This window comes from Alkalilacustris brevis (assembly GCF_003350345.1).
GTDB lineage: Bacteria > Pseudomonadota > Alphaproteobacteria > Rhodobacterales > Rhodobacteraceae > Alkalilacustris > Alkalilacustris brevis.
In genome coordinates this window covers 1-22,875 of sequence record NZ_QNVJ01000063.1, presented here as the reverse complement: position 1 = coordinate 22,875, position 22,875 = coordinate 1, and the positions used below count along the sequence as shown (strand labels likewise).

At 66.0% G+C, this 22,875-nt stretch carries 14 protein-coding genes; 9 read left to right on the top strand and 5 right to left on the bottom strand.

The annotated features are described in order from the left end of the window. Positions 1-2: 2 nt before the first annotated feature. Complete coding sequence (locus DQ229_RS09530) at positions 3-5,456, bottom strand: alpha-2-macroglobulin family protein (protein ID WP_114966051.1); 5,454 nt, start codon at positions 5,454-5,456, stop codon at positions 3-5. A 193-nt stretch (positions 5,457-5,649) separates the two neighbouring features. Here DQ229_RS09530 and DQ229_RS09525 point away from each other — a divergent pair, with 193 nt between their 5' ends. From DQ229_RS09525 to DQ229_RS09515, 3 genes are all read left to right on the top strand, one after another. Continuing rightward, complete coding sequence (locus tag DQ229_RS09525) at positions 5,650-7,938, top strand: ATP-binding protein (RefSeq protein ID WP_114966050.1); 2,289 nt, start codon at positions 5,650-5,652, stop codon at positions 7,936-7,938. 33 nt (positions 7,939-7,971) lie between these two features. After that, complete coding sequence (gene neuC / locus DQ229_RS09520; RefSeq protein WP_238381020.1) at positions 7,972-9,201, top strand: UDP-N-acetylglucosamine 2-epimerase; 1,230 nt, start codon at positions 7,972-7,974, stop codon at positions 9,199-9,201. Positions 9,202-9,334: 133 nt separating this feature from the next. Next, positions 9,335-11,395, top strand: a complete 2,061-nt coding sequence (locus tag DQ229_RS09515; protein ID WP_162300815.1) for a glycosyltransferase family 2 protein — start codon at positions 9,335-9,337, stop codon at positions 11,393-11,395. Here the strand turns inward: DQ229_RS09515 and DQ229_RS09510 are convergent. Continuing rightward, entirely contained in the window at positions 11,392-11,778 is a 387-nt protein-coding gene (locus DQ229_RS09510) for a VanZ family protein (RefSeq protein ID WP_162300814.1), read from the bottom strand. The genes DQ229_RS09515 and DQ229_RS09510 overlap by 4 nt on opposite strands. 407 nt (positions 11,779-12,185) lie before the next feature. Between DQ229_RS09510 and DQ229_RS09505 the strand changes: the two genes are divergently transcribed. The 3 genes from DQ229_RS09505 (at position 12,186) to DQ229_RS09495 (ending at position 16,623) form a co-directional block, all read left to right on the top strand. Then, positions 12,186-14,087: a propionyl-CoA synthetase gene (locus DQ229_RS09505; protein WP_114966047.1), complete on the top strand. Its 1,902-nt coding sequence runs from the start codon at positions 12,186-12,188 to the stop codon at positions 14,085-14,087. A 149-nt stretch (positions 14,088-14,236) separates the two neighbouring features. After that, a complete protein-coding gene (locus tag DQ229_RS09500; protein ID WP_114966046.1) occupies positions 14,237-15,259 on the top strand; it encodes a hypothetical protein in 1,023 nt (340 codons plus the stop codon). Beyond that, positions 15,256-16,623 carry a sigma-54-dependent transcriptional regulator gene (locus DQ229_RS09495; protein WP_114966045.1) on the top strand — a complete coding sequence of 456 codons (1,368 nt, stop codon included), beginning with the start codon at positions 15,256-15,258 and terminating at the stop codon, positions 16,621-16,623. Before DQ229_RS09500 ends, DQ229_RS09495 begins: the two co-directional genes overlap by 4 nt. An 18-nt stretch (positions 16,624-16,641) precedes the next feature. On the opposite strand, the gene DQ229_RS09490 is transcribed toward DQ229_RS09495, so the two are convergent. Beyond that, complete coding sequence (locus tag DQ229_RS09490) at positions 16,642-17,397, bottom strand: NAD kinase (RefSeq protein WP_114966058.1); 756 nt, start codon at positions 17,395-17,397, stop codon at positions 16,642-16,644. A gap of 252 nt (positions 17,398-17,649) precedes the next feature. Here DQ229_RS09490 and glyA point away from each other — a divergent pair, with 252 nt between their 5' ends. Continuing rightward, positions 17,650-18,945 carry a serine hydroxymethyltransferase gene (gene glyA / locus DQ229_RS09485; protein ID WP_114966044.1) on the top strand — a complete coding sequence of 432 codons (1,296 nt, stop codon included), beginning with the start codon at positions 17,650-17,652 and terminating at the stop codon, positions 18,943-18,945. A 74-nt stretch (positions 18,946-19,019) separates the two neighbouring features. On the opposite strand, the gene DQ229_RS09480 is transcribed toward glyA, so the two are convergent. After that, entirely contained in the window at positions 19,020-19,391 is a 372-nt protein-coding gene (locus DQ229_RS09480; RefSeq protein WP_114966043.1) for a hypothetical protein, read from the bottom strand. A 92-nt stretch (positions 19,392-19,483) separates the two neighbouring features. On the opposite strand from DQ229_RS09480, the gene DQ229_RS09475 reads away from it, so the two are divergent. Both DQ229_RS09475 and DQ229_RS16315 read left to right on the top strand, forming a co-directional pair. Then, entirely contained in the window at positions 19,484-20,251 is a 768-nt protein-coding gene (locus DQ229_RS09475; RefSeq protein WP_114966042.1) for an alpha/beta fold hydrolase, read from the top strand. Positions 20,252-20,328: 77 nt separating this feature from the next. Next, positions 20,329-20,505: a hypothetical protein gene (locus tag DQ229_RS16315; protein ID WP_162300813.1), complete on the top strand. Its 177-nt coding sequence runs from the start codon at positions 20,329-20,331 to the stop codon at positions 20,503-20,505. A gap of 91 nt (positions 20,506-20,596) precedes the next feature. Here DQ229_RS16315 and DQ229_RS09470 read toward each other — a convergent pair whose 3' ends face one another. Continuing rightward, complete coding sequence (locus DQ229_RS09470; RefSeq protein WP_114966041.1) at positions 20,597-22,861, bottom strand: NADP-dependent malic enzyme; 2,265 nt, start codon at positions 22,859-22,861, stop codon at positions 20,597-20,599. Positions 22,862-22,875 lie beyond the last annotated feature (14 nt).

The following is a 22,875-nucleotide window of genomic DNA, read 5'->3' as shown; positions in this document are numbered from 1 at the left end:
GTCTATTCCGTCACGCTGGCCCGGCCCGCCGCCGTGCGGCCGCGCAGTTCGGGGCGATACATGTCCTCGACGCTGGCGGCGGGGTGATGATAGCTGCCGGGGCTGACCGCGCGCATCACATAGCCCAGCCGGAAGGGCCGCGCCCCGTCCCAATCCACCGCCGCAAGGAACCGCTCCTGCCGGAACTCGGCGTGATCGGTGACATCCAGCAGGTCGAACCCATCGAGCGCGCGCAGATCACCCCCGCGCAGCAGGTTGGGGTTGTCGATCTCGAACCCGGCGGGCAGCGGATCATTCACCATCAGCCGCCCACGCCGGTCCTCGAAGGGGGCGACCTCAAGCACCGTGACGATGCGCGTTCCCGCGGGCACCGCATCAAGCTGTACGGGCTGGCCCTCGATCGAATAATGGCTGCGCGTGATGCGGTAGCCGTTGGCCGCCGCCGCTTCGGGCTCGGCGGGAATGCCAAAGCTGGTCAGCGTAAGCATCTGCGGCTGCGTTCCGTCATTGCGGATCTCGATGCTGCCGCCCGCACGTGCCAGCGCACGCGCGTCCACCACTGGCAACACCGGCATGGTCACGGGCGCGCCGCCGATGCTCAGGCCATCAGGTGCGGGCCGGTCAACCAGCGCATGTGCGGCCAGCAGGGTCCAGACCGCCTCTTGCGTGGAAAGCCGCCCCGAGGATGCCGCGGCCACCTGTTGCGCCAGCGCCTCGCGCGGCACCGCCTCGCTGCCGGCCTCGACCGCCAGCGCGAGCAGTCCGGCCGTGTCGCGCAGGCCCGAGCCGTAATCGGCACGCCAGACATTGCCTTCCCGCATGGCCGCATCGACCAGCGCGGCGGCGCGGGCAAACATCGCATCGGCGCGGCGCTGATCGCCGTAAGCCGCAAGCGCCGCGCCCAGTTGCGCCGCCGCGAGGGGGGTGTCGAACGCCTCGGCCCTGGTATCGGCGTAATAGCGCAGATCGCCTATTGCCGCCGCGCCCTCGCGTGCCAGAACCATCAGCGCATAGGCATAGGGCGCCCCGCCCGCGTCGAAATCGGGCGCATAGTTGATGCGGTTGCGCAGGTTATCCAGCGCCATGCGAAACGCGGCCTCGGGCACCGCATGATCGCGCGTTCGCGCCCGGCTCAGGAAATCGGTGACAAAGGCATCAAGCCACAGATCGCCCGATGAGGGCGCCCAAAGCCCGAAACCGCCGCCCGAACCCTGATTGGCCAGCACGTCGCGGATCGCGGCATCAATACGCTCGGCCACGCCCGCCGTATCGGCCAGCCCCATCGCCTGCGCCGTCTGCCCCACATAAAGCAGCGGCATCGCGGCGGCGGCGACCTGTTCGGTGCAGCCGTAAGGGTAGTGATCGAGCATCCGAACCAGCCCGGCCACATCGAACCGCGCCAGCGGCCCAACCGCCACCGTGGCGCTTGCGCTGCCGGGTCGCAGATCGGCAAACAGGTTTTCATCCAGCGTCAGGCCCTCGCCCGGCGCAAGGCTCAGGCGGTTCTGACGCGCCACCTGGGGGTCATTTGCCTGCACCGGCAGCATGAGTGGGCGCGCAAGGGTCTGGCCGTCAGGCGTGGCGATGGAAACGGTGATCTCGTGCAGCCCCGGCTCCTGCGCGGTGATCGGAACCGACAGGCGCGCGCGGCCGCCCTCGGGCAGGTCCACACTGTCAGGCGCGGCACCCAGCGTCACACCCGGCGGCGCGGCCAGATCCAGCGCCACGGTCCCGCCGGGGCCGGTGGCATGGGTCAGTTCCAGCAACAGGCGGCTTTCATCGCCCGGCGCCATGAAACGCGGCAGACTGGCGCTGACCACCACCGGATCGCGCACCAGCAGATCGGCCTCGGCCTGCCCCACGCCGCCTTGCGACCAGACAACCGCCATCAGCCGCACGGTGCCGTTGAAGGCAGGCAGGTCCATCTGCGCGCGGGCATAGCCGTCGTCATCGACGCTCAGCGGCCCCGAGAACCAGGCGACAAGCTCTTCGGTCGGCGGCGGGGCATCGCTGCGCGCACTGGCCGCTGCATCCCCGCCCGAGCGCACGGTGCCCATCGCGCCCTGGGTGGCGTCGATCAGCCGGCCATAGATATCGCGCAGCCCCATGCCCAGCTTGCGCTGGCCAAAGTAATGGCCGTCCGGGTCGGGGCTGGCAAAGCCGGTGAGGTTGAGGATGCCAAGATCCACGGCGGCAATGGTCGCATGGGCGGTTTCGTCCGGCGCGATGCCATCGACCCTGAGCGCAATGTCGAGCGGCGCGCGTGGCTCGGCCTCGGGCGGCATGTCGAAACGCGCCGCCAGCCGGCGCGCGCCGGGATCGACCGCGGCATGGGCCAGCCCCAGCGCGCGGGCCGGGTTGCGCTCGCCCGCCTCCGACATCGGCCGCAGAACCGTGGCGCTGACATAGGCCCCCGCGCCCCATTCATCGGTGACGGCAAGCGGCACGATGTTTTCGCCCTCCTCCACCTCGATCACCTGCATGTCGATCAGCCGGTTCGACATGACCGAGACCAGCGCGGTGCCGGCATGGCGCGGCACCAGCCGCAATTGTGCGGTGTCGCCGGGGGTATAATCGGCCCGGTCCAGCGACAGTTCCAGCATGTCGGGGGTGTCCACCGTGTCACCGGCGGCATACCAGCCCGCGTTGAACGCCGTCGAGGCCGCCGCATAGGGGCCATCGAGCCGCTCGATGCGCAGCTCGTGGCGGCCCCAGCCGACAGGTGCTGCGATCTGCGCCGGACCGCTGCCATCAAGCGTGACCTCGCCGCTGGCGATGCGTTCGCGCCGCGTTACCGGCTCCCAGTTCCATTGGCCGTAAAGCTGATACCACTGATAGCGCGTCTCGACGCGGTTGATCGTCCAGCTCAGGCGTGCGGGCGCGGGCGCGCCTTCCGCCCCCACCGCGACGACCTGAAACCGCGCCTCGTCCCCCTCAGGCACCACATCATCGAACAGCGGGCGAATGCCCAGAACCGGGGCCTCGGGCGTCAACGGATGCGTCAGCCGCCGCTCCACCGGGCGGCCCGACCCCTCGGACAGGCGCAGCGCCAGCACCATTTCCAGCGGGCGCGCCGGATCGGCTATGTCGGGCAAGGGCAAAAGCAGGCTTGCACGGCCGGAATCATCGGTGCGCTCGCCAAAGGGCAGGCTCTCGGATACCGGGCGGAAGGGGTCGTCATGCTGGCCAAAACGAAAGCCGGGAAAGCCCGCCAGCGCCTCGGCCGCGCGCAGCGTCACCGCGCCCTCAATGGGCAGATCGGCGGCATCGGCACCGAACAGATACCGCGCCTCGATGGACAGTTGCGGGCTGTCGCCCAGCCGGATCGGCCCCTCAGGCAGCGACAGGTCGAAATCGATGCGCTCGGGCAGGAAATCCTCGACCAGCAGGCCATGACTGGCCAGCGGGCGGTCGGGGTCGTCGGAGAACAGCTCGAGCCGCCACATCCCGCGCGGGGCCGAACCGGCCAGATCGAATGCGGCGGTGTGGCCGCCTGCACCTGCCTCATCAGTGCGGCTGCGGGCATATTCCACCCCGTCGGGGCGAATCAGACGCGCGGTCAGCGGCAACCCTTCGATTGCATCGGTCTGGCTGTCACGGGCCAGTGCGGTCAGATGCACAGTCTCGCCCGCGCGATAGGCGCCGCGATCGGTGGTCAGGAACACATCGACCGCCGGCGCAGGCTCGCGCCCCTCCACCCCGCGATCCGACAGGTCGAACTCCGGATCGGTGAGCGACAGAAACGCCATGTCGGCGCCATCGGCATCGCTGACAGTCAGCAGCGCAGGCGCCGCCCCGCCGGTGCCGCGCGTCAGGGCGGGCGCAAACATCGCGTAGCCGCGTGCGTCGGTCTCTGCTTCGCCAAGCACCGCATTGGAGCGCGCAATCAGCCGCACCACCGCGCCGGGCTTGGCGCCCGCGTCCGTCAGGCTGCGCACCACCACATGCAGCCCGTCCACACCCTGCATCGAACTCAGCCCAAGATCGCTGACCACGAACCACTGGGTGGCAGCCGGCGTATCCCACCGATCAGCGCCGGGAACCGCAGCCTCGAGCGTGTAGATTCCCGGCTCCAGCGCCCCGGCCATCTCGGCCAGCGGCAGACGGCCCAGCATGTCGCGGTTCAGTTCGGTGGGCAGCTCGGCACTGCCGCGCCAGACCTCCTGGGTCATATCCTCCGACAGCATGTCCTGCTGCCAGGGCGACAGCGGCCGGGCAAAGACCTCTTCCTGCATCGCGCGCACGAGGTTGCGGTCGCTGACCTGGCGCAGCACCAGATCAAGCGCGCCGGTGTTCACCGTCTCGACCGGCAGCGCCATCTCGCCGCCGGCGGGCAACACATAGGCGCGACCCGGAAACCGCACCAGCGGCGCGCGGTCGCGCACATAGACGTTCAGCGTGACGGGCCGGGCCAGCACCTCGCCCGACTCCGCCGGCAGCCCCGCACGCAACGTCAGGGTGTAGCGCTGGCCATGCTGCACCCCGTCGATGCAAAGCTGGCGGTCCTCGGCCTCGATGGCGAGGCCCTGCGCCGCCATCTGAACGTAAGGCGCATAATCCACGCCGCCGGGCACCAATTCCTCGGAGAAAATCGCGCAGATGCGCGGCTGGGCAAGCTGGTTCTCGACCTGGTGGTCGATCACCCGGAAGCCATACTTGCCGATCGCCTCGTCCAGCATCGCGGCCACGTCGTCGCGCGGCTGCAGCGATTGCGCCAGCCGCAGCGCCGGGATCATGTCGCGCCCGCGCCCGTTCTGCTCCAGCGCCTCGGCCATGAAGGCGGCTATGCTGGCGCGCAGCGCAGGGCTCTCGGCCCGCAAGTAACCGTTCACCGCCGCCAGAAAGGCCCGGTTGCGATAATCGCGCCGGGTGGCGAAATTCGGGCTCTCGTTGTCGAGCAGCGCCCGGCCATAGTCCAGCCAAGTATCGGCGGCATCGGAGATGTTCAGCGCCGCGCCAAAATGATTGGCCGCGCGAACATGGTTGCCCGCGGCCCGCGCGCGCCGTGCCTCGTCCAGCAGGTCACTCTCGGCCCAGGTGCCGGTGGGGTGGCGCGCCGCAAGCCCTTCGGCCTGATCGCGCGCATTGGCGATGTCACGCTCGGGCAGAAACTCCAGTTCCTCGCGCCGGTCGGGGGCCTGCGCCAGAACGCGCGCATCGGTGTCGCGCACCCAGGCTGAAATCGCACCCTCATAAGGCTCTATGCGCCCAGCGTCGGACTTGGGAAAACAGGCGCTGGTGCGGCTGTTGAAAGTGAACGCCCGACAATCGGGATCGGTCAGGCAGGCCCGCTGGCAGCCCGGCAGCGTCATGTCGAAAAGCTGTGCGAGATCGGCGCCATAGAAATCGGTGTCATGGGCGATGACCAGCCGGCGTTCGGGCACCGGCCCGTCCTGCGCCACCAGGGTGAATGGCATCAAAAGGCCCAGCGCAATTACTGAAAGAAAGGCGCGCATCTCACTGTCTCCCGCGGCTGAAAATATACGAAAGCCTGACACGCCGACCTGAAAGCGCGCAAGGATTCCTTGCCTCACCGTCCTGAAAATGCCTGTGACCCGCGCGTGTGCCAGTATTAGCAAAGCCTTCACTCCCTGTTGGCAGGCTTTCCCCGGCCCGCCGCCCGGCCGGCCGCACAGGCAGGAGAGCGCGATGAACTGGGCAGACAGGCTGGCAAAGGAGCGGCGCGCGCGCCTCGCGGCCGAGCGGCTGCTTGAACAGAAGCAGCGCGAACTGCTCGCCGCACACCAGCAGCTCGAAATCCACGCACGATCGCTGTCGGAACAGATCGTGGAGCAGCGGCAGGTGGTGAAATCCGCCCTGTCGGAGGCCGAGCAGATCAAGGGCAAACATAACCAGGTTCTGCGCGATCTCGAGGCGGCCCACACCGCCGCCGTGATGGCCGAACGGCGGCTGTGGGATTCGATCGAGACCTTTCGCGACGGTTTCGCGGTATTCGATCACACCATGCAGCTGGTGGGGGCAAACCGGGCATTCCTGTTGCTCTTTCGGGGCATCGGCGAGGTCGCGCCCGGCATCCACTATGAAAGGATCATCGAAATCTGCGCCGCGCAGGGGCTGATCGATCTGGGCGATGAGCCCGCCGCGACCTGGGCCGCACGGATGCGCGCACGCCTCGACGCCCCCGAAATCCCGCCCGAAACCCTGCGTCTGACCAGCGGCCACTGGATCAGGCTGATCGACCGGCGCGCGCAGGACGGCGATCTTGTCTGCCTCGCGCTCGACATCACCGATACCGTCGCGCATGAGGCCGAAATGGCCGAAGCCCGCGAACGGGCCGAGGCCGCAAACCGCGCCAAGTCGGCCTTTCTGGCCAATATGAGCCACGAAATTCGGACACCGATGAACGGCATCGTCGGCATGGCCGAGATGCTGGCGGATTCTACCCTCGATGAGGAACAGCGGCTCTATGTCGAAACCATCCGAAGCTCGGGCGAGGCCCTGTTGCGGATCATCAACGATGTGCTCGATTTCTCCAGGATCGAGGCCACCCGCCTGACCCTGCGCTCCGAACCCTGCGACCTGGAGCGCTGTATTCACGAGGTTCTGGCGCTGCTTCAGCCCGAGGCCGCGAACCGGGGCATCGCGCTCGAGGTCGATTTCGACCTGTTTCTGCCCACGCGCTATCTGGTCGACCCGGTGCGCATCCGGCAGGTGCTGACAAACCTGGTCGGCAATGCCGTCAAGTTCACCAGCGCGGGCCATGTGCGGATCGGCGTGACCGGCATCGAGCAGGAAGCCGACCTCTGGGATCTGCGCATCACCGTCAGCGATACCGGCATCGGCATCGACGCCGATCAGATCGAACATGTCTTCGGCGAATTCAACCAGGCCGACGACCAATCGAACCGCCGGTTTGAGGGCACGGGCCTGGGCCTTGCGATCACCCGGCAGATTGTCTTGCTCATGGGTGGCGAGATCTGGGCCGATTCGGCGCCCGGCAAGGGCAGCTGCTTTGCCTTCCGGCTGCACCTGCCGATGGCCGAGCCGCCGCTGGGCGATCTTGTCCCGCACGCCTTGCGCCGCGTCGCGCTGCTGGACGAGCAGCTTTTCACCCGCGCGCTGGTGCAGCGCCAGCTGGAAGGCTTTGGCCTGGAAGTAAGGCCTTGCGCCACCGAAACCGAACTCTTCGACGCAATCGCAGCCGATCCGAGCATCGAGGCCGCGCTGATTCGACAGCCCGATCCGATAGAAGCGCGCAACATCACGCCGGCGTGGCGGCTGCCCGGCACGCAATCTTCGCCCCCTGAAACCACCCTTGCGCAACTTCGCGCGCGGGGCTGGGGTGGGCCGGTCATCCGGCTGAGCAACCGCGACGACGACGCAGAAGGTTACGCCGCCACCCTCGCCGCGCCACCGCTGCGGCGCGCATTGTTTCACGCGCTTGCCTCGCTGGGCGGCACCTCCCGGCGCCCCGAGGATACACCTTCGAAACATGTGCCCCCGCCTGACGGCCAGGCCCGCCCCATGCGCCTGCTCTCGGCCGAAGACAACCGCACCAACCAGCTTGTGCTGGCCAAGATGATCAAGCATCTCGACATCGACCTGACCTTTGCCAATAACGGGCAGGAGGCCGTCGAACTCTTCGGGAAACAGCGGCCCGACATGATCTTCATGGATATTTCCATGCCCGGCATGGACGGGCGCGAGGCCACGCGCCGCATTCGCCAGATGGAAGCCGCGGCAAACGCCCCGCCCGTGCCGATCATCGCGCTGACAGCCCATGCGCGCGACGGCGACGATGGCGGGATACTGGATGCGGGCATGGATGGCTGCATTCCCAAACCTCTGCGCCGCGCCGCGCTGACCGATTGCATCCTGGCGCACGCCCCGCGCGGCCTCCGCCCGCCGCTGCGCGATGACGAACACGCCCGCTCCGGCCACACCAAAAACCCCCCGCACGAAGCCGCGACACCGTAAGCCCCGCCTCTGCCGCAAGCGCCGCCCGGCCCCATGGCACCGGCTCCCCTGGCAAAGGCGCGGCCAAAGCAACTGGTTTTTCCGCTGTCACTGTGCCACATCACGGTGGGCAGAACCGCAGGCGGCAATATCGGCATGACACGTCACATACTTTTCGTCACCGGCACCCGCGCCGATTTCGGCAAGCTCGAGCCGCTCGCGCTGGCGGCGCGCGACGCGGGCTTTCGCGTGGGCTTTTTCGTGACCGGAATGCACATGCTGCGCGAATACGGGCTGACCAAGCTCGAGGTGCAGCGCCTGAAAGGGATCGAGGTTGCCGAGTATCTCAATCAGCGCGTCGGTGATCCGCAGGATGTGATCTTCGCCAAGACAGTCACCGGGTTCTCCGACTTCATCCGCAACGAAACCCCCAACCTGATCGTGGTGCATGGCGACCGGGTCGAGGCCATGGCCACCGCCCTTGTCGCCGCCACCAACTACATCCGCTGCGCCCATGTGGAGGGGGGCGAGGTCTCGGGCACGATCGACGAGGTCTTTCGCCACTGCAACACCAAGCTGGCCGCCTGCCACCTGGTCAGTTCGGAGGCCGCGCGCGCCCGCGTCCTGGCGCTGGGCGAGGCGCCCGAAACCGTGCATGTCATCGGCTCACCCGAGCTTGACAGCCATGACCGGCCCTCGGGCATCACGCTTGATGCCGTGCGCAAGCGCTACGAGGTCCCGTTCGACGAATATGGCATCGCCATCTTCCATTCGGTCACGTCCGAGGTTGAGACCATTGGCCAACAGGCGCAGGCGCTGTTCGATGCACTGGCCGCGTCGGGGCGCAACTTCGTTGTGATCCACCCCAATAACGACCCCGGCTCGGACGCGATCATGCAGGTGCTGCGCGGGCTGCCGCGCGAACGCTTCCGCTGCCTGCCCTCGATGCGCTTCAGCTATTTCTCGGAACTTCTGCGCAATGCCGCGGTGATCGTCGGCAATTCCTCGACCGGGGTGCGCGAGGCGCCGTTTCTGGGCATTCCCAGCCTCGATATCGGCACGCGCCAGACCAATCGCGGCAGCGCACCGTCGCTGTTTTCGGCGCGGGCCAGTGACCACGCCGTCATCTCGGGGTTTCTGCAACAGGAATGGGGCCGGCGCTACCCCCGCGACACCCGCTTCGGGAAGGGCAATGCGGCCCGCGCCTTTGTCGATATCCTGCGCGGCGATGCGCTCTGGAGCCTGCCGCTTCAGAAACGCTTCAACGATCTGCCCGCGGGCTGACCCCACAAGCCGCCCCCGTGCGGCCATACTCGTGTCAGATTCCCCTGCCAGATCGGGCAGGCCCCGGCAGCCCGTTTTGACAGCAAAGGCCCTTCGGGGCAGGATGCAAGAATTGAACAAAGCCCGAAAGAGCATGGCAGAGAACCCCACGCCCGAAAGCACCCCCCAAGGCCCGCGCCACGTGCTGGTCGCCACCATGAAGAACGAAGGCCCCTTCATCCTTGAATGGGTGGCCTATCACCGACTGATCGGTTTTGACGAGATCATCATCTTCGCCAATGATTGCACCGATGGCAGCGACCGGCTGCTTGCTGCGCTCGATGCCGCCGGGCTGATCCGCTATTTCGACAATACCCCCACGCCCGAGGGCCTGCCAGCCGACCCGCAAAACCGCGCCTATCGACGCGCCTTCGAAATGGAGGCCGTGCGCAATGCCGAATGGATCATGGTTCTGGATGCTGACGAATTCTTCAATATTCACGCAGGCCGCGGCCATCTCGATGACCTGTTCGCCGCCCTGCCTGACGATGCGGATGCTTTCGGGCCAACCTGGCGGATCTTCGGCAATGGCGGGATCACCCGGTTCGAGGATGCGCCCGTCATCACCCGCTTTACCCGCGCGGCCCCGCGCGAACTCCCCGTCAGCTTCAACCATTACGGGCTGAAAACCATGTTCCGCCCCGGCCCGGTGCATCGGTTGGGCATCCACCGTCCGCATTTCAAGGGCCATTACAAACGCCCCGACACCCCGCTTAAATGGCTCAACGGCTCGGGCGAGGATGTGACCGAACACTTCCGTGTCCGCGGCTGGTCTGCCTCAGCGGCGACTGTCGGCTATGATCTGGCCGAGGTCAATCACTACATGATCAAGTCCAGCGAGGTCTTCCTGATGAAACGCTGGCGCGGCACGGCCAACAGCAGCGATCCGGATCGCATCAATTTCGACTATTTCGACCAGTTCAATTCAAACCACGAGGCCGAATCCTCGATAACCCGCTGGGCCGGCCCCCTTAGCCAGCGCATCGCGGAAATTCGCGCCACGCATCCCGAGGTCGCGGCCCGCCACGATGCCTGCGTGACCTTCTTCAATGACCGGATCGCAACCCTGCGCACCACATTGGAAAAGGCAGACCCCGAAGCCGCCGCGCGGCTGTTCGACACTGCCCGCCAAGGCGACACGATTGCCGCGCAGGAAAACTGGCTTGCCGGGAAACGCGCGGCCAGGCCCCCGCAGCCAGAGCCAAAACCCGCCCAGACACCCGACACCGAGGGTACCGGCGAAGACACCGATATCACCGAAAGCGCTGCGCCCGCCGAACAACCGCAATGGCTGGCAGATCTGCGCCAGTCGCCCTTTCGCCGGGGTTTTTACCACTCCGACGAGAAATTCGCCGCCGTATTCGCAAGGCGCAGCGATGCGCAACTGGTCATCAGCTTCGACAACCTCTCCTCCGTGCGCGACCCGTCGCTTGCGCGCGGGCCCTGGGGGTATGAATTCATCCGCAAGCTGGGGCATTCACACCTGGGCATCATGTCGTTCGAGGCCAACTGGTTTCGCGACCCTGCGCTGTTCGCCTATCTGGAGAAGCTGCGCGATGACGGGTTTTTCGCAGGTTTCGGGCGCGTCGCCCTTATGGGCACCTCGATGGGCGCCTATGCGGCGGCGGCCTTTGCCGCGCTGGCACCGGGGGCCACGGTAATCGCCCTGTCGCCACAGTCCACGCTCGATTCGCGCCTCGTTCCCTGGGAGCGCCGCTTCCGCAGCGGCCAGAAGCAGGACTGGACAGGCCCCTACGCCGATGCCCCGCAACAGGTCACCACGGCCGAGCGCGTCTACCTGTTCCACGACCCCCGCTTCGCGCCCGACCGCCGCCATGCGCAACGCTTCAGCGGCCCCAACATCAGCTTCATGCATACCCGTCACAGCGGGCACAAAAGCGCGCTTTTCCTGCGCCGCGCGGGCATCCTCAGCCGCGTTGTCGAACAGGCCATCGCCGGCACGCTGACCCCGGCCGCGTTCTACACCCTCTACCGCGAGGGGCGCAGCCTGCCCTGGTATCTCAACAGCCTGACCGAAAAGGTCATGGAACATGGCCGCCCCGATCTTGTCATGCGGGCGCTGCGCCATATCGAAACGCAGGGGCGGGCGCCGATGGCCGCGTCGATCGCGCGCCGGCTCGACCTGGCAGTCTAGCGCACCCGCTGCCGTGCGCGGCGGCGGCGCCACGGCAGCACCAGCCAGACATGGCCCAGCCAGGCCAGCACGGCCCCGGCAAAGGCCCCCAACGTGTTGGCGATGAAATCGCCCCATTCGGCGTGGCGGCCCACATGCGGCTGGATCAGTTCGATCGCACCGCCAAGCAGGATGGCACCGGGCAGCAGCCACCGGCCATTCCGCGGCCGCACCAGAACCGCGGGGAACACCACCGCGAAGAACCCGAGAAAATGAAACAGCTTGTCCGCCCCCCGCGGGGTGCGCGGCATGGCCTCACCCGGCGTGAGCGTCCCCGCAAGCACAAGCATCGTCATCACACCAGTGAGCAGCAGGGCAAAACGGTGAAGGTGAACATAGCGCATTCGGCATCCCCTAACGGCAAGGGTCACCGCTGTCATCCCCGCAAGTGCAGCGCGTTGCCAGTTCCCCGCAAAACTGACAGAACACCTTCAGAACGCCGCGCAACCTGTTTTTCTTCTTGGCAAAAGTATCCCCGCCGGAGGCTCCCGCAGCCCGATGCCGGGCCGAGGATGCCCTGCACCAGGCGCCTGCGCAGGGCCTGGGCGGCCCTTTCGTTACACTATTTTATGTCTCTAAATACCTATTTAGAGCCGCTTCAAGACGCTCGGATATCTGCCCCGGGCCGCAGGCAGCCTGGGCCGGGCGGTGTGACACTTTATCGCGACTTCGCCGCCGATGACGGGCGCAACATTCTTGCCCATTCGCACAAGCAGTCGTAACAGTCTTGCAGGAGTTGAGAGGAGGCATCATGCGTTACGCCGATATTCACGCCCGCAGCCTGACCGACCCGAACGGGTTCTGGATGGACCAGGCCGAGGCGATCGACTGGTTCAGGAAACCCTCGAAGGCGCTTTTCGACGAAAACGCCCCCCTCTACGAATGGTTTTCCGACGGCATGGTGAACACCTGCTGGAACGCCGTCGACCGCCATGTCGAGGCCGGCCATGGCGAACGCGTGGCGATCATCCATGACAGCCCCGTCACCCACACCAAACACTGGATCACCTATGCCGAGCTGCGCGACCGCGTGGCCAGCCTGGCCGGCGCTTTGCGTGCCCGCGGCGTCGAAAAGGGCGATCGCGTGGTGATCTACATGCCGATGGTGCCCGAGGCGCTCGAGGCGATGCTGGCTTGCGCCCGGATCGGCGCGGTGCATTCGGTGGTGTTCGGTGGCTTCGCCGCGCCGGAGCTGGCCAAGCGCATCAACGATGCCCGCCCCCGCGCCGTTATCGCGGCCTCTTGCGGGATCGAGCCGGGGCGCGTCGTGCATTACAAGCCGCTGCTGGACGAGGCGATCGAAACCGCCGCCCACAAACCCGATTTCTGCGTGATCTTCCAGCGTGATCAGGAAGTCGCAAAGCTGATCGAGGGCCGCGACCTGGACTGGCACGCCTTCCAGTATGGCGTCACCCCGGCCGAATGCGTACCAGTCGAGGGCAACCACCCCGCCTATATCCTCTATACCAGTGGCACCACCGGCCAGCCCAAGGGCGTGGTGCGCCATACCGGCGGTCATCTGGTGGCGCTGAAATGGACGATGAAGAACATCTACGGCGTCGAGCCTGGCGAGGTCTTCTGGTCGGCCTCGGATGTCGGCTGGGTCGTGGGGCATTCCTATATCTGCTATGCGCCACTGATCCACGGGGCCACCACCATCGTCTTCGAGGGCAAGCCCGTCGGCACCCCCGATGCGGGCACCTTCTGGCGGGTGATCGCCGAGCATGGTGTGGTCAGTTTCTTCACCGCGCCCACGGCCTTCCGGGCGATCAAGCGCGAAGACCCCGAAGGCAGGCATCTAGGAGATCACGACATTTCATCGCTGCGCTGTCTTTTCCTGGCCGGCGAACGCGCCGACCCCGACACCATCGCCTGGGCGCATGAAAAGCTGGAGGTCCCGGTCGTCGATCACTGGTGGCAAACGGAAACCGGCTGGGCCATCGCCGCCAATCCGATGGGTCTGCAGCCGCTACCGGTCAAGCCCGGCTCGCCTTCGGTGCCGATGCCCGGCTATGACGTGCAGGTGCTGGGTGAAGATGGCGCGCCGCTGCCGCAGGGCGAGCTGGGCGCCATCGCCATCCGCCTGCCGCTGCCGCCGGGCACGCTGCCGACGCTCTGGAAGGCCGAAGAGAGGTTTCGCAAATCCTATCTGTCGACCTTCCCCGGTTATTACGAGACAGGTGATGCCGGCTATATCGACAAGGATGGCTATATCTACATCATGGCGCGCACCGACGATGTGATCAACGTGGCCGGCCACCGGCTCTCCACCGGCGCGATGGAAGAAGTGCTGGCCTCGCACCCTGATGTGGGCGAATGCGCGGTAATCGGCATGACCGACCCGCTCAAGGGGCAGGTGCCGCTCGGGTTCTTGTGCCTCAACAACGGGGTAACGCGGGCACCCGAAGACGTGATCGCCGAATGCGTGGCCCTGGTGCGCGAAAAGATCGGCCCCGTGGCCGCCTTCCGGCAGGCGGTAGTGGTCGATCGTCTGCCCAAGACCCGCTCGGGCAAGATCCTGCGCGCGGTCATGACCAAGATCGCTGACGGTCAGCCCTGGACCATGCCTGCCACCATCGACGACCCCGCGATTCTCGATGAGATCGCCGCTGCTCTCAAGGCCATTGGCCGCCCCGGGAACGCCGCTGGCTGAAGGCGTTTGCGGCTTGGATTTTTGTGTTGGCACAGGCGCATAGTTCTGTGTTAACCTGCTCGCGCAATGGTTGTTACAAGTATGCCCTGCCTGCCGCGCCGCGCGTAGTATTGCCGGATCAGGACGGGCAAGGGAGGTGAGCGATCTCCATGGTCAAGGCAACATTCCGTCCCGCGACGGCACCACCTGAATCGCAACGGGGCAGCGGACACGCACCCGATGACGAGGCCCTGCGGGCCATCGCCGCCGAACTGGCCGCCGCGCTGGGCCAGATCGACGCTTCCGATCTCGACCCTGACACATGCGAACGCGTCGAGCGCGCGCTGCTCGCAAGCAAGCAGCTTACGCGGCTTGTGCGCGGCACGCCCGAAGAGACCCCCGCCCCCGCCCCGAAAGCAGCAGCGGGGATGCCTGATCTCGTCGGCTACCGCGTGCTTATCGTTGCCCCGGACGAAGGTGCGCGCGCGCAATTGGGGCAATTCATGGCCGACATGGGCGCGCGCTATGACGCGGCAGAAGACGCAACCGCCGCGCAGGCCCATCTTGGCCGTGAAGTGTTCGACCTCGCCCTCATCGACCCCCGCGACAACATCCGCGAGAGCATCGCGCAAGTCATGGCAGTGCGCAGCGGCGCCGGGCATTCGGGCAGGATACCCGTTCTGGTGCTCGCCGCCCCTGATGACGAATCCGGGCACGAGGCCATGCGCGAGGCTGGTGCCGACATCGTGCTGGAAACTGGCGATACCGCTGCACTCTGGCAGGCCATCAAGCAGCTTGTCGAAAGCTCGGCCCCTGCCGCCGCCCCGGTGCCCGACCGCCTGGTCATCGATGAAGACCGCTATCGCCGGCTGATCGAAATTGCCGGCGAGGATGGCGCCATCGAGTTGCTTGAGCGGCTGCTCGAAGATCTGCGGCAGGTCGAACGCGGGCTTGTTCGCGCACTGGAAGAACCCAATAGCGCCGAAATCCGCACCCAGACACATGTTCTGATCGCGCTGGCGGGTGCGGTCGGGGCAGATGCGCTTCAGAAGCAGGCCGAAACGCTCAACTGCGCGGCCCACCGGCGCGAGCCCGAAGACATGCGATCCCTTGGCGAACAGACCCTTGGCCAGCTTGCCTGGCTCATTCGGTTCATCGCCAGAGAAGGAAAGGCGGCCCGGCAAACGGCATGAACCGGCCTTCCCTCCTTGTTGTCGAGGATACGCCATCCCTGCAAAAGGTCTATCAGGCCATGCTGCGGACAGGCGGCTTTCCTGTCACATGTGAAGATACCGGCGAACGCGGGCTGCGCAGCTTCCGGCAACTTCGGCCGCCTGTCGTTCTGCTCGACCTGAAGCTTCCCGATGGCGACGGGCTGCAAATCCTGTCCCGTATGCTTGAGATACAGCCGCAGACGCGGATCATAGTGATCACCGCAGACAATTCGATCGGCAAGGCTGTCAAGGCGATGCGGGCAGGCGCCTACGAGTTTCTTGTCAAGCCTGTCGATGAATGCCGACTTCTGGGCGCCGTGCGTAACGCGCTCGCATCCGCATCCTCACCCGCCATGGGCGAATACGGCGAAAGCGCCTCTGCGGATAAAATCATCGGCTCATCGCCCGTGATGCGCGAGGTCCATGACAGGATCGCCGCTGCTGCGCGGTCGATGGCAACGGTTTTCATCACCGGCGAAAGCGGCACGGGAAAGGAACTGTTCGCGATGGCCGTGCATCACGCATCGGGGCGCGCGCAGGGGCCATTCGTGCCGCTCAGTTGCGGGGCGATACCTTTGGAGCTTCTGGAATCCGAAATGTTCGGCCACCTCAAGGGCGCGTTCAGCGGTGCCCTGTCTGACAAGCTCGGCGCGGCGGCGGCGGCACAGGGCGGCACGCTGTTTCTCGATGAGATATGCGAGATGGACCCGAGTCTTCAGGTCAAGATGCTGCGGTTCCTGCAAACCGCGATGATCCAGCCGGTGGGGGCGATACGGTCGCGCAAGGTCGATGTCCGGATCATCTGCGCCACAAGCCGCGACCCGTTCGAGGCAATGCGCCAGGGCCGCCTGCGCGAGGATCTCTACTACCGGCTGCATGTGCTGCCGGTCCACATGCCGCCGCTGCGCGCGCGGGGCGACGACGTGATCGAGATTGCCGAAACAATGCTGCGCAAGATGTCCGAAGAGGAAGGGCGCGCCTTTACGGGGCTTGCGCCCGAAGTGGCCGGACTGTTCCAGCGCCTGCCCTGGCCGGGAAACGTGCGGCAGTTGCTGAACGTGCTGCGTCATGTGGTGGTGATGCACGATGGCCCGCTTGTGACGCTGGCAATGCTGCCGGCCGGCCTGCACCGTCTGGACGAGCCCACAGCCACCGGACCCGCGGCCGGACCCGGCCTTGACGGGCTGGTCGGCAAACCCCTGGCCGAGATCGAGCGGCTGGTGATCGAGGAAACCATCGCGCGCGAGGGTGGCTCCGTGCCCCGCGCGGCACGGGTGCTCGATGTTTCGCCCTCGACGCTTTACCGAAAGCGCGAGGCATGGCAGCAACAAGACGACGAATAAGCGTGGCGAAGCACCGGCTCAGATAAACTGTTCACGGATAAGCCGCTCTTCCAGCCCGTGGCCCGGATCGAACAGCAGCCTGTGGCGAATATCCGGCTGCGACTGGATCTCGACTGACACAACACCCGAGACCGACCGGCTGTCGGCATCGGCCATCACCGGCCGCTTGGCCGGGCTGAGCACGTCAAAGCGCACGCGTGCGGTCTTTGGCAGCAACGCCCCGCGCCAGCGGCGCGGGCGAAAGGCCGCCATCGCCGTCAGCGCCAGAACATCCGACCCCACCGGCAGGATCGGGCCGTGGGCGGAATAGTTATAGGCCGTCGATCCCGCCGGGGTGGAGACCAGCGCTCCATCGCAGATCAGCTCCTCCATGCGCACGCGGCCATCGACACTGATCCGCAGGCGCGCCGCCTGCGGCCCGGCGCGCAAGAGTGACACCTCGTTGATCGCCAGCTCCTCGAACACTTCGCCAGTGGCCGTCACCGCACGCATGACCAGCGGGTTGATCACCGTTTCCTCGGCGGCGGCCAGCCGCTCGGCCAGGCCGTCGGCCGAATAGGCATTCATCAGAAAGCCGACCGTGCCGCAATTCATGCCATAGACGGGCTTTCCCAGATTGCGCGTGCCATGCAGGGTTTGCAGCATGAAGCCGTCACCGCCCAGCGCGACGATCACATCCGCCTCCTGTGGCGGCACATTGCCATAACGTGTGGTCAGGCTATCCAGCGCTTCCTGCGCTTCAGGTGTCGAGCTCGCCAGAAACGCGATCTTCATGCCATTCGCCGCCATGCCTTGCCCCCGGTTCCTTTCGCCTTGTCGCCTCTTGCCAGAGCAAACTCAAGGGGCCAGACAGGCCCGCGTCAGGTTTCCGATAGCGGCCGATTGCCCGTCATTGGCGCATCTCTGGCGGCATCAAGCGGCCATCTGGGTATGTTTGGGGGCAATTATGTCGGATTAGGCGCTTCAACGCCCTGTTCTTCTCGGGTAGAGAACCCGGCAACGGCAAACGCTCTTCAGGAGAAGCACATGAACGCCTCCCATCGTGACTCCGGCTTTTTCACCGAACCGCTCGAAACCCGCGATGCCGCGCTTTTCGGCGCCATCCGCAAGGAACTGGGCCGCCAGCGCGACGAGATCGAACTGATCGCGTCGGAAAACATCGTCTCTGCCGCCGTGATGGAGGCGCAGGGTTCGGTGATGACGAACAAATACGCCGAAGGGTATCCGGGCCGGCGTTACTATGGCGGCTGTCAATTTGTGGACATCGCCGAGAACCTCGCGATCGAGCGCGCCTGCGAGTTGTTCGGCGTGAAATTCGCCAATGTGCAGCCCAACTCGGGCAGCCAGGCCAATCAGGGGGTGTTCACAGCGCTGATCAAGCCCGGCGACACGATCCTGGGCATGAACCTGGCCTCGGGCGGGCACCTGACCCATGGCGCAGCGCCCAACCAGTCGGGCAAATGGTTCAACGCCATCCAGTATGGCGTGCGCGAGGACGATCATCTGATCGATTACGACCAGGTCGAGGCGCTGGCAAAGGAACACCAGCCCAAACTGATCATCGCCGGCGGCTCGGCGGTCCCGCGCGAGATCGATTTCGCGCGCTTCCGCGCCATTGCCGATGCGGTGGGCGCGTATCTGCTGGTCGACATGGCACATTTTGCGGGGCTGGTGGCGGGCGGGGCGCATCCCTCGCCCTTCCCACACGCGCATGTCGCCACCACCACTACCCACAAGACCCTGCGCGGCCCGCGGGGCGGCATGATCCTGACCAATGACGAAACCATCGCCAAGAAGGTCAATTCGGCAATCTTCCCCGGCATTCAGGGCGGGCCGCTGATGCATGTGATCGCGGCCAAGGCCGTGGCCTTCGGCGAGGCGCTGCGCCCCGAGTTCCGCGACTATGCGGCGCAAGTGGTGAAGAACGCGCGCGCACTGGCCGATCAGCTGCAAAAGGGCGGGCTGGATATCGTCACCGGCGGCACCGACACCCATGTGATGCTGGTGGACCTGCGACCCAAGGGCGTGAAGGGCAACGCCACCGAAAAGGCGCTGGGCCGCGCGCACATCACCTGCAACAAGAACGGCATTCCCTTCGACCCCGAAAAGCCGATGGTCACCAGCGGCGTGCGCCTTGGCACTCCGGCTGGCACCACCCGCGGCTTTGGCGAGCCCGAGTTCCGCCAGATCGCCGACTGGATCGTCGAGGTTGTCGATGGCCTTGCCGCCAATGGCGAGGAGGGCAACACAGCCATCGAGGAAAAGGTGCGCGGCGAGGTCATGGAGCTTTGCGGCCGCTTCCCCATCTATCCGGGGCTTTGAGCCGCCCGCGATACCGCGACACATCCGGAACGGGCACCGCCCCGCCCCCACGGGGCGGGCGGTGGCAACGGCCCTCAGATCAGCCCGCGCCAGCGCAGGAAGGCCAGAAGCAGAATTGCCAGAAGCGCCAGATTTACGGCAATGCGTCCCATCCCGGCAAGGATTATCGCGCGCAGGCGGCGCTGGCCCCGCAACCCGTTCAGGTAGACCACGCAGCAATCATAAGCCTCGGCCACGCGCTGGTGATCGACACCAAGATAAGCTTGTGTATCGGTCGCGGCATCGGCGCTGTCGGCCAGAAACTCGGCCTCGCGCCAGACATGGCGCGGCAGCACGCGGCGGCCGCGCTTCAGTTTCGCGCGCAGGCCATTACCGCGCAGGCGCAGCCGCTCTTCCAGCAACTCCGCCACCCGGTTGGCCATCTGCTGAATGCTTGCCTGCCCCATCGCACTCGTCCACTGTCGCGACACGACGATAACGCGGCTGCCGCCACCGTGCCAGCGCTATTGAGCGCCCCGGCCTGCGTCCAGGAGAAACAATGCTCAACGTGATCGAAACCGGCAAAACCGGATCCAACCCGCCCTTGCTGATCGTCCACGGCCTGTTCGGCTCGGCCCGCAACTGGGGCGCCATTGCCAAACGCATGTCCGACCGCGGCGAGGTCTGGGCCGTCGATATGCGCAATCACGGCCAAAGCCCCTGGACGCAAACCCACAGCTACGAGGAAATGGCCGCCGACCTGGCCGAGGTGATCGAGGCTCGGAACCCCGGCGGGCCGGTCGATGTGGTGGGCCATTCGATGGGCGGCAAGGCCGCGATGGTGCTGGCGCTTACCTGGCCCGATTTGGTGCGGCGGATGGTCGTGGCCGATATTGCCCCGGTGGCCTACAGCCACAGCCACGCGGGCCTGATTGCCGCCATGCGCGGGCTCGACCTGGCCGGGCTGGACAGCCGCACTGAGGCTGATCGCCGCCTCGCGGGCGATATCGACACCCCCGGCGTGCGGGCCTTCCTGCTGCAATCGCTTGATCTGCGCACCGACCCGCCACGCTGGCGGCTCAATCTGGATGTGCTCGAGGCCGAGATGCCGCGCATTCTGGGCTGGCCCGAGGTGCAGGGACAGTTCGACGCGCCAGTGCTGTTTCTGTCCGGCGCGCTTTCGGATTATGTGCGCCCCGAGCACCGCGACACCATCAAGGCGCTGTTCCCCGCCGCGCGCTTTGCCAAGATCCCCGAGGCCGGGCATTGGCTGCACGCTGAAGCGCCGCGCGCATTCGAGAAAACCCTGCGCGTCTTTCTTGACTGAAACAATCCTCAATCCGGCGTGACGTCACCACGGCGTGACTTGCCGGGTATCGCCCTCTTGCGGCAGGCTTAACGCAAATGGAGGTGACAGTCATGAAGCTTTGCATGCACACGGTCCGGATCGCCCTGCTGGCAGCGGCAATCCTGCTTGGTCATACCCTGCGTGACGGCGGCGAGACGCTCAGCCTTGCGGGCATGATTCCCCTGCTTGAGGCTCCGTTGCAGCTTGAGATCAATCTCCAGCGCCTTGGCTGACGTTCCGCGCACAGAATGCTGAAAACGAAACGCGCCCGGCAGCCAAGGCCGCCGGGCGCATTCAGTGTTTCCGCCTGTCAGTGCCGCGCCGTCAGCGCCCGCGCCCCACATCGCAGGCCGCCATAGCCGCCATGTTCAGGATGTCGTTCGCGGTGGAGCCGATCGACAGGATCTGGATCGATTTCGGCACGCCCGTCAGGATCGGCCCGATCACGGTAGCCCCGGCCATTTCCTGCATCAACTTGACCGAGATCGAAGCCGAATGCCGCGCCGGCACCACCAGCACATTGGCCGGGCCGGTCAGGCGACTGAACGGGTAATGCGCCGCCGCCTTCGAATTCAGTGCGACATCGACGGTCATCTCGCCCTCGTATTCGAAATCGACCTTGCGCTTGTCCAGAACCTTTGGAGCGAGGTGCATCTTTTCGGAACGCTCCGAGATCGGATAGCCGAAGGTCGAGAAGCTGACAAAAGCCACGCGCGGCTCCAGCCCCAGGTGCCGGGCGACGCCCGCCGCTTGGGTGGCGATATCGGCCAGGTCGTTCTCGTCTGGCCATTCGTGCACCAATGTGTCGGCCACCAGGACAATCCGGCCATTGTGCAACAGGGCCGTCACACCCACCGCCCCGTCAGAGGCCTGCGCGTCGAACACATGATTGATCCGGCCCAGCGCATAGGCGGCCTTGCGCGTGGCGCCCGTGACCAGCGCATCGCCATGCCCGTGGGCCAGCATCAGCGCGGCGAACACATGCCGGTCGCGCGCCGCCAGCCGGTGCACATCCTGCCGGTCGTGCCCCTTGCGCTGCAGCCGTTCATAGAGAAATTCCTTGTAGGTCTCCAGGTGCCGGGTGTTGGCGGCATTGACGATCTCGAGTTCATTCAGCGCGTCGCCCAGCCCCTCGGCCTCCAGCTTGGCCTTGACGTCGTCACTGCGGCCCACGACCAGCGCCTTGCCGAAACCGTTGCGCTGATAGGCCACCGCGGCGCGCAGCACGCGGATATCATCGCCCTCGGCAAAGACCATCCGCGCCTGGGCATGGCGGGCACGCGCGTGGATGTTCTGCAAGATTCCCGCCGTCGGGTCGAGCCGCGCCTTCAGCGCCAGTTCATAGGCGTTCATGTCGATGATCGGGCGCCGCGCCACGCCGGTATCCATGCCCGCCTTGGCCACAGCCGGCGGCACCCGGTGGATCAGCCGCGGATCAAACGGCGCCGGGATGATGTAATCGCGCCCGAAGCTCAGCTTGCGCCCGTACGCCACGGCAACCTCGTCGGGCACATCCTCGCGGGCGAGCGCGGCCAACGCCTCGGCGCAGGCGATCTTCATCTCTTCGTTGATGGCGCGCGCATGGATATCGAGCGCCCCGCGGAAGAGATAGGGAAAGCCCAGCACGTTATTGACCTGGTTGGGATAATCCGAACGTCCCGTGGCCACGATCGCATCAGGGCGAACCTCCTGCGCCTCTTCCGGGGTGATCTCGGGGTCGGGGTTGGCCATGGCGAAAATCACCGGATCCTTGGCCATGGAGGCCACCATCTCGGCCGTCACCGCCCCCTTGGCCGACACGCCCAGGAAAATATCCGCGCCCTTCATCGCATCTTCTAGGGTGCGCGCATCGGTCTTCGCCGCATGGGCCGATTTCCACTGGTTCATGCCGTCCTTGCGGCCCTGATAGATCACGCCCTTGGTATCGCACATGATGCAGCTGTCATGCGGCACACCCATGGCCTTGATCAGCTCGAGGCAGGCGATGCCCGCCGCCCCGGCCCCGTTGAGCACGACCTTGCAATCCTTCAGCTTCTTGCCGGTCAGCTCCATCGTGTTGATCAGCCCCGCCGCGCAGATCACCGCCGTGCCATGCTGGTCGTCATGGAAGACGGGGATATCCATCGCCTCCTTGAGCCGCTGTTCGATGATGAAACATTCGGGCGCCTTGATGTCTTCGAGGTTGATCCCGCCAAAGCTTGGCCCCATCAGCCGCACCGCCTCGATGAAGGCCTCGGGGTCTTCTGTATCCAGTTCGATGTCGATGGCGTTGATATCGGCAAAGCGCTTGAACAGCACGGCCTTGCCTTCCATCACCGGCTTTGCCGCCAGCGCGCCCAGATTGCCCAGGCCCAGAATGGCTGTGCCATTGGTGATCACGGCCACCATGTTGCCCTTGGTGGTGTAATCATAAGCCGTTTCGGGATTGGCGGCGATCGCCTCGACCGGCACGGCGACGCCGGGCGAATAGGCCAGGCTCAGCTCGCGCTGGGTGGTCATCGGCTTGGAGGCGACAACGTCAAGTTTGCCCGGATAGGGCAGCTGGTGATAGGCAAGCGCCTCTTCGGCAGTCAAACGGGTGCGGCTCATTGAATACTCCTCCT

Excerpts from the sequence above, each read along its gene's own strand:
- DQ229_RS09530 (WP_114966051.1), bottom strand. The coding sequence starts at position 5,456 with ATGCGCGCCTTTCTTTCAGTAATTGCGCTGGGCCTTTTGATGCCATTC.
- DQ229_RS09525 (WP_114966050.1), top strand. The coding sequence starts at position 5,650 with ATGAACTGGGCAGACAGGCTGGCAAAGGAGCGGCGCGCGCGCCTCGCG.
- neuC (WP_238381020.1), top strand. The coding sequence starts at position 7,972 with ATGGCACCGGCTCCCCTGGCAAAGGCGCGGCCAAAGCAACTGGTTTTT.
- DQ229_RS09515 (WP_162300815.1), top strand. The coding sequence starts at position 9,335 with ATGGCAGAGAACCCCACGCCCGAAAGCACCCCCCAAGGCCCGCGCCAC.
- DQ229_RS09510 (WP_162300814.1), bottom strand. The coding sequence starts at position 11,778 with ATGCGCTATGTTCACCTTCACCGTTTTGCCCTGCTGCTCACTGGTGTG.
- DQ229_RS09505 (WP_114966047.1), top strand. The coding sequence starts at position 12,186 with ATGCGTTACGCCGATATTCACGCCCGCAGCCTGACCGACCCGAACGGG.
- DQ229_RS09500 (WP_114966046.1), top strand. The coding sequence starts at position 14,237 with ATGGTCAAGGCAACATTCCGTCCCGCGACGGCACCACCTGAATCGCAA.
- DQ229_RS09495 (WP_114966045.1), top strand. The coding sequence starts at position 15,256 with ATGAACCGGCCTTCCCTCCTTGTTGTCGAGGATACGCCATCCCTGCAA.
- DQ229_RS09490 (WP_114966058.1), bottom strand. The coding sequence starts at position 17,397 with ATGAAGATCGCGTTTCTGGCGAGCTCGACACCTGAAGCGCAGGAAGCG.
- glyA (WP_114966044.1), top strand. The coding sequence starts at position 17,650 with ATGAACGCCTCCCATCGTGACTCCGGCTTTTTCACCGAACCGCTCGAA.
- DQ229_RS09480 (WP_114966043.1), bottom strand. The coding sequence starts at position 19,391 with ATGGGGCAGGCAAGCATTCAGCAGATGGCCAACCGGGTGGCGGAGTTG.
- DQ229_RS09475 (WP_114966042.1), top strand. The coding sequence starts at position 19,484 with ATGCTCAACGTGATCGAAACCGGCAAAACCGGATCCAACCCGCCCTTG.
- DQ229_RS16315 (WP_162300813.1), top strand. The coding sequence starts at position 20,329 with ATGGAGGTGACAGTCATGAAGCTTTGCATGCACACGGTCCGGATCGCC.
- DQ229_RS09470 (WP_114966041.1), bottom strand. The coding sequence starts at position 22,861 with ATGAGCCGCACCCGTTTGACTGCCGAAGAGGCGCTTGCCTATCACCAG.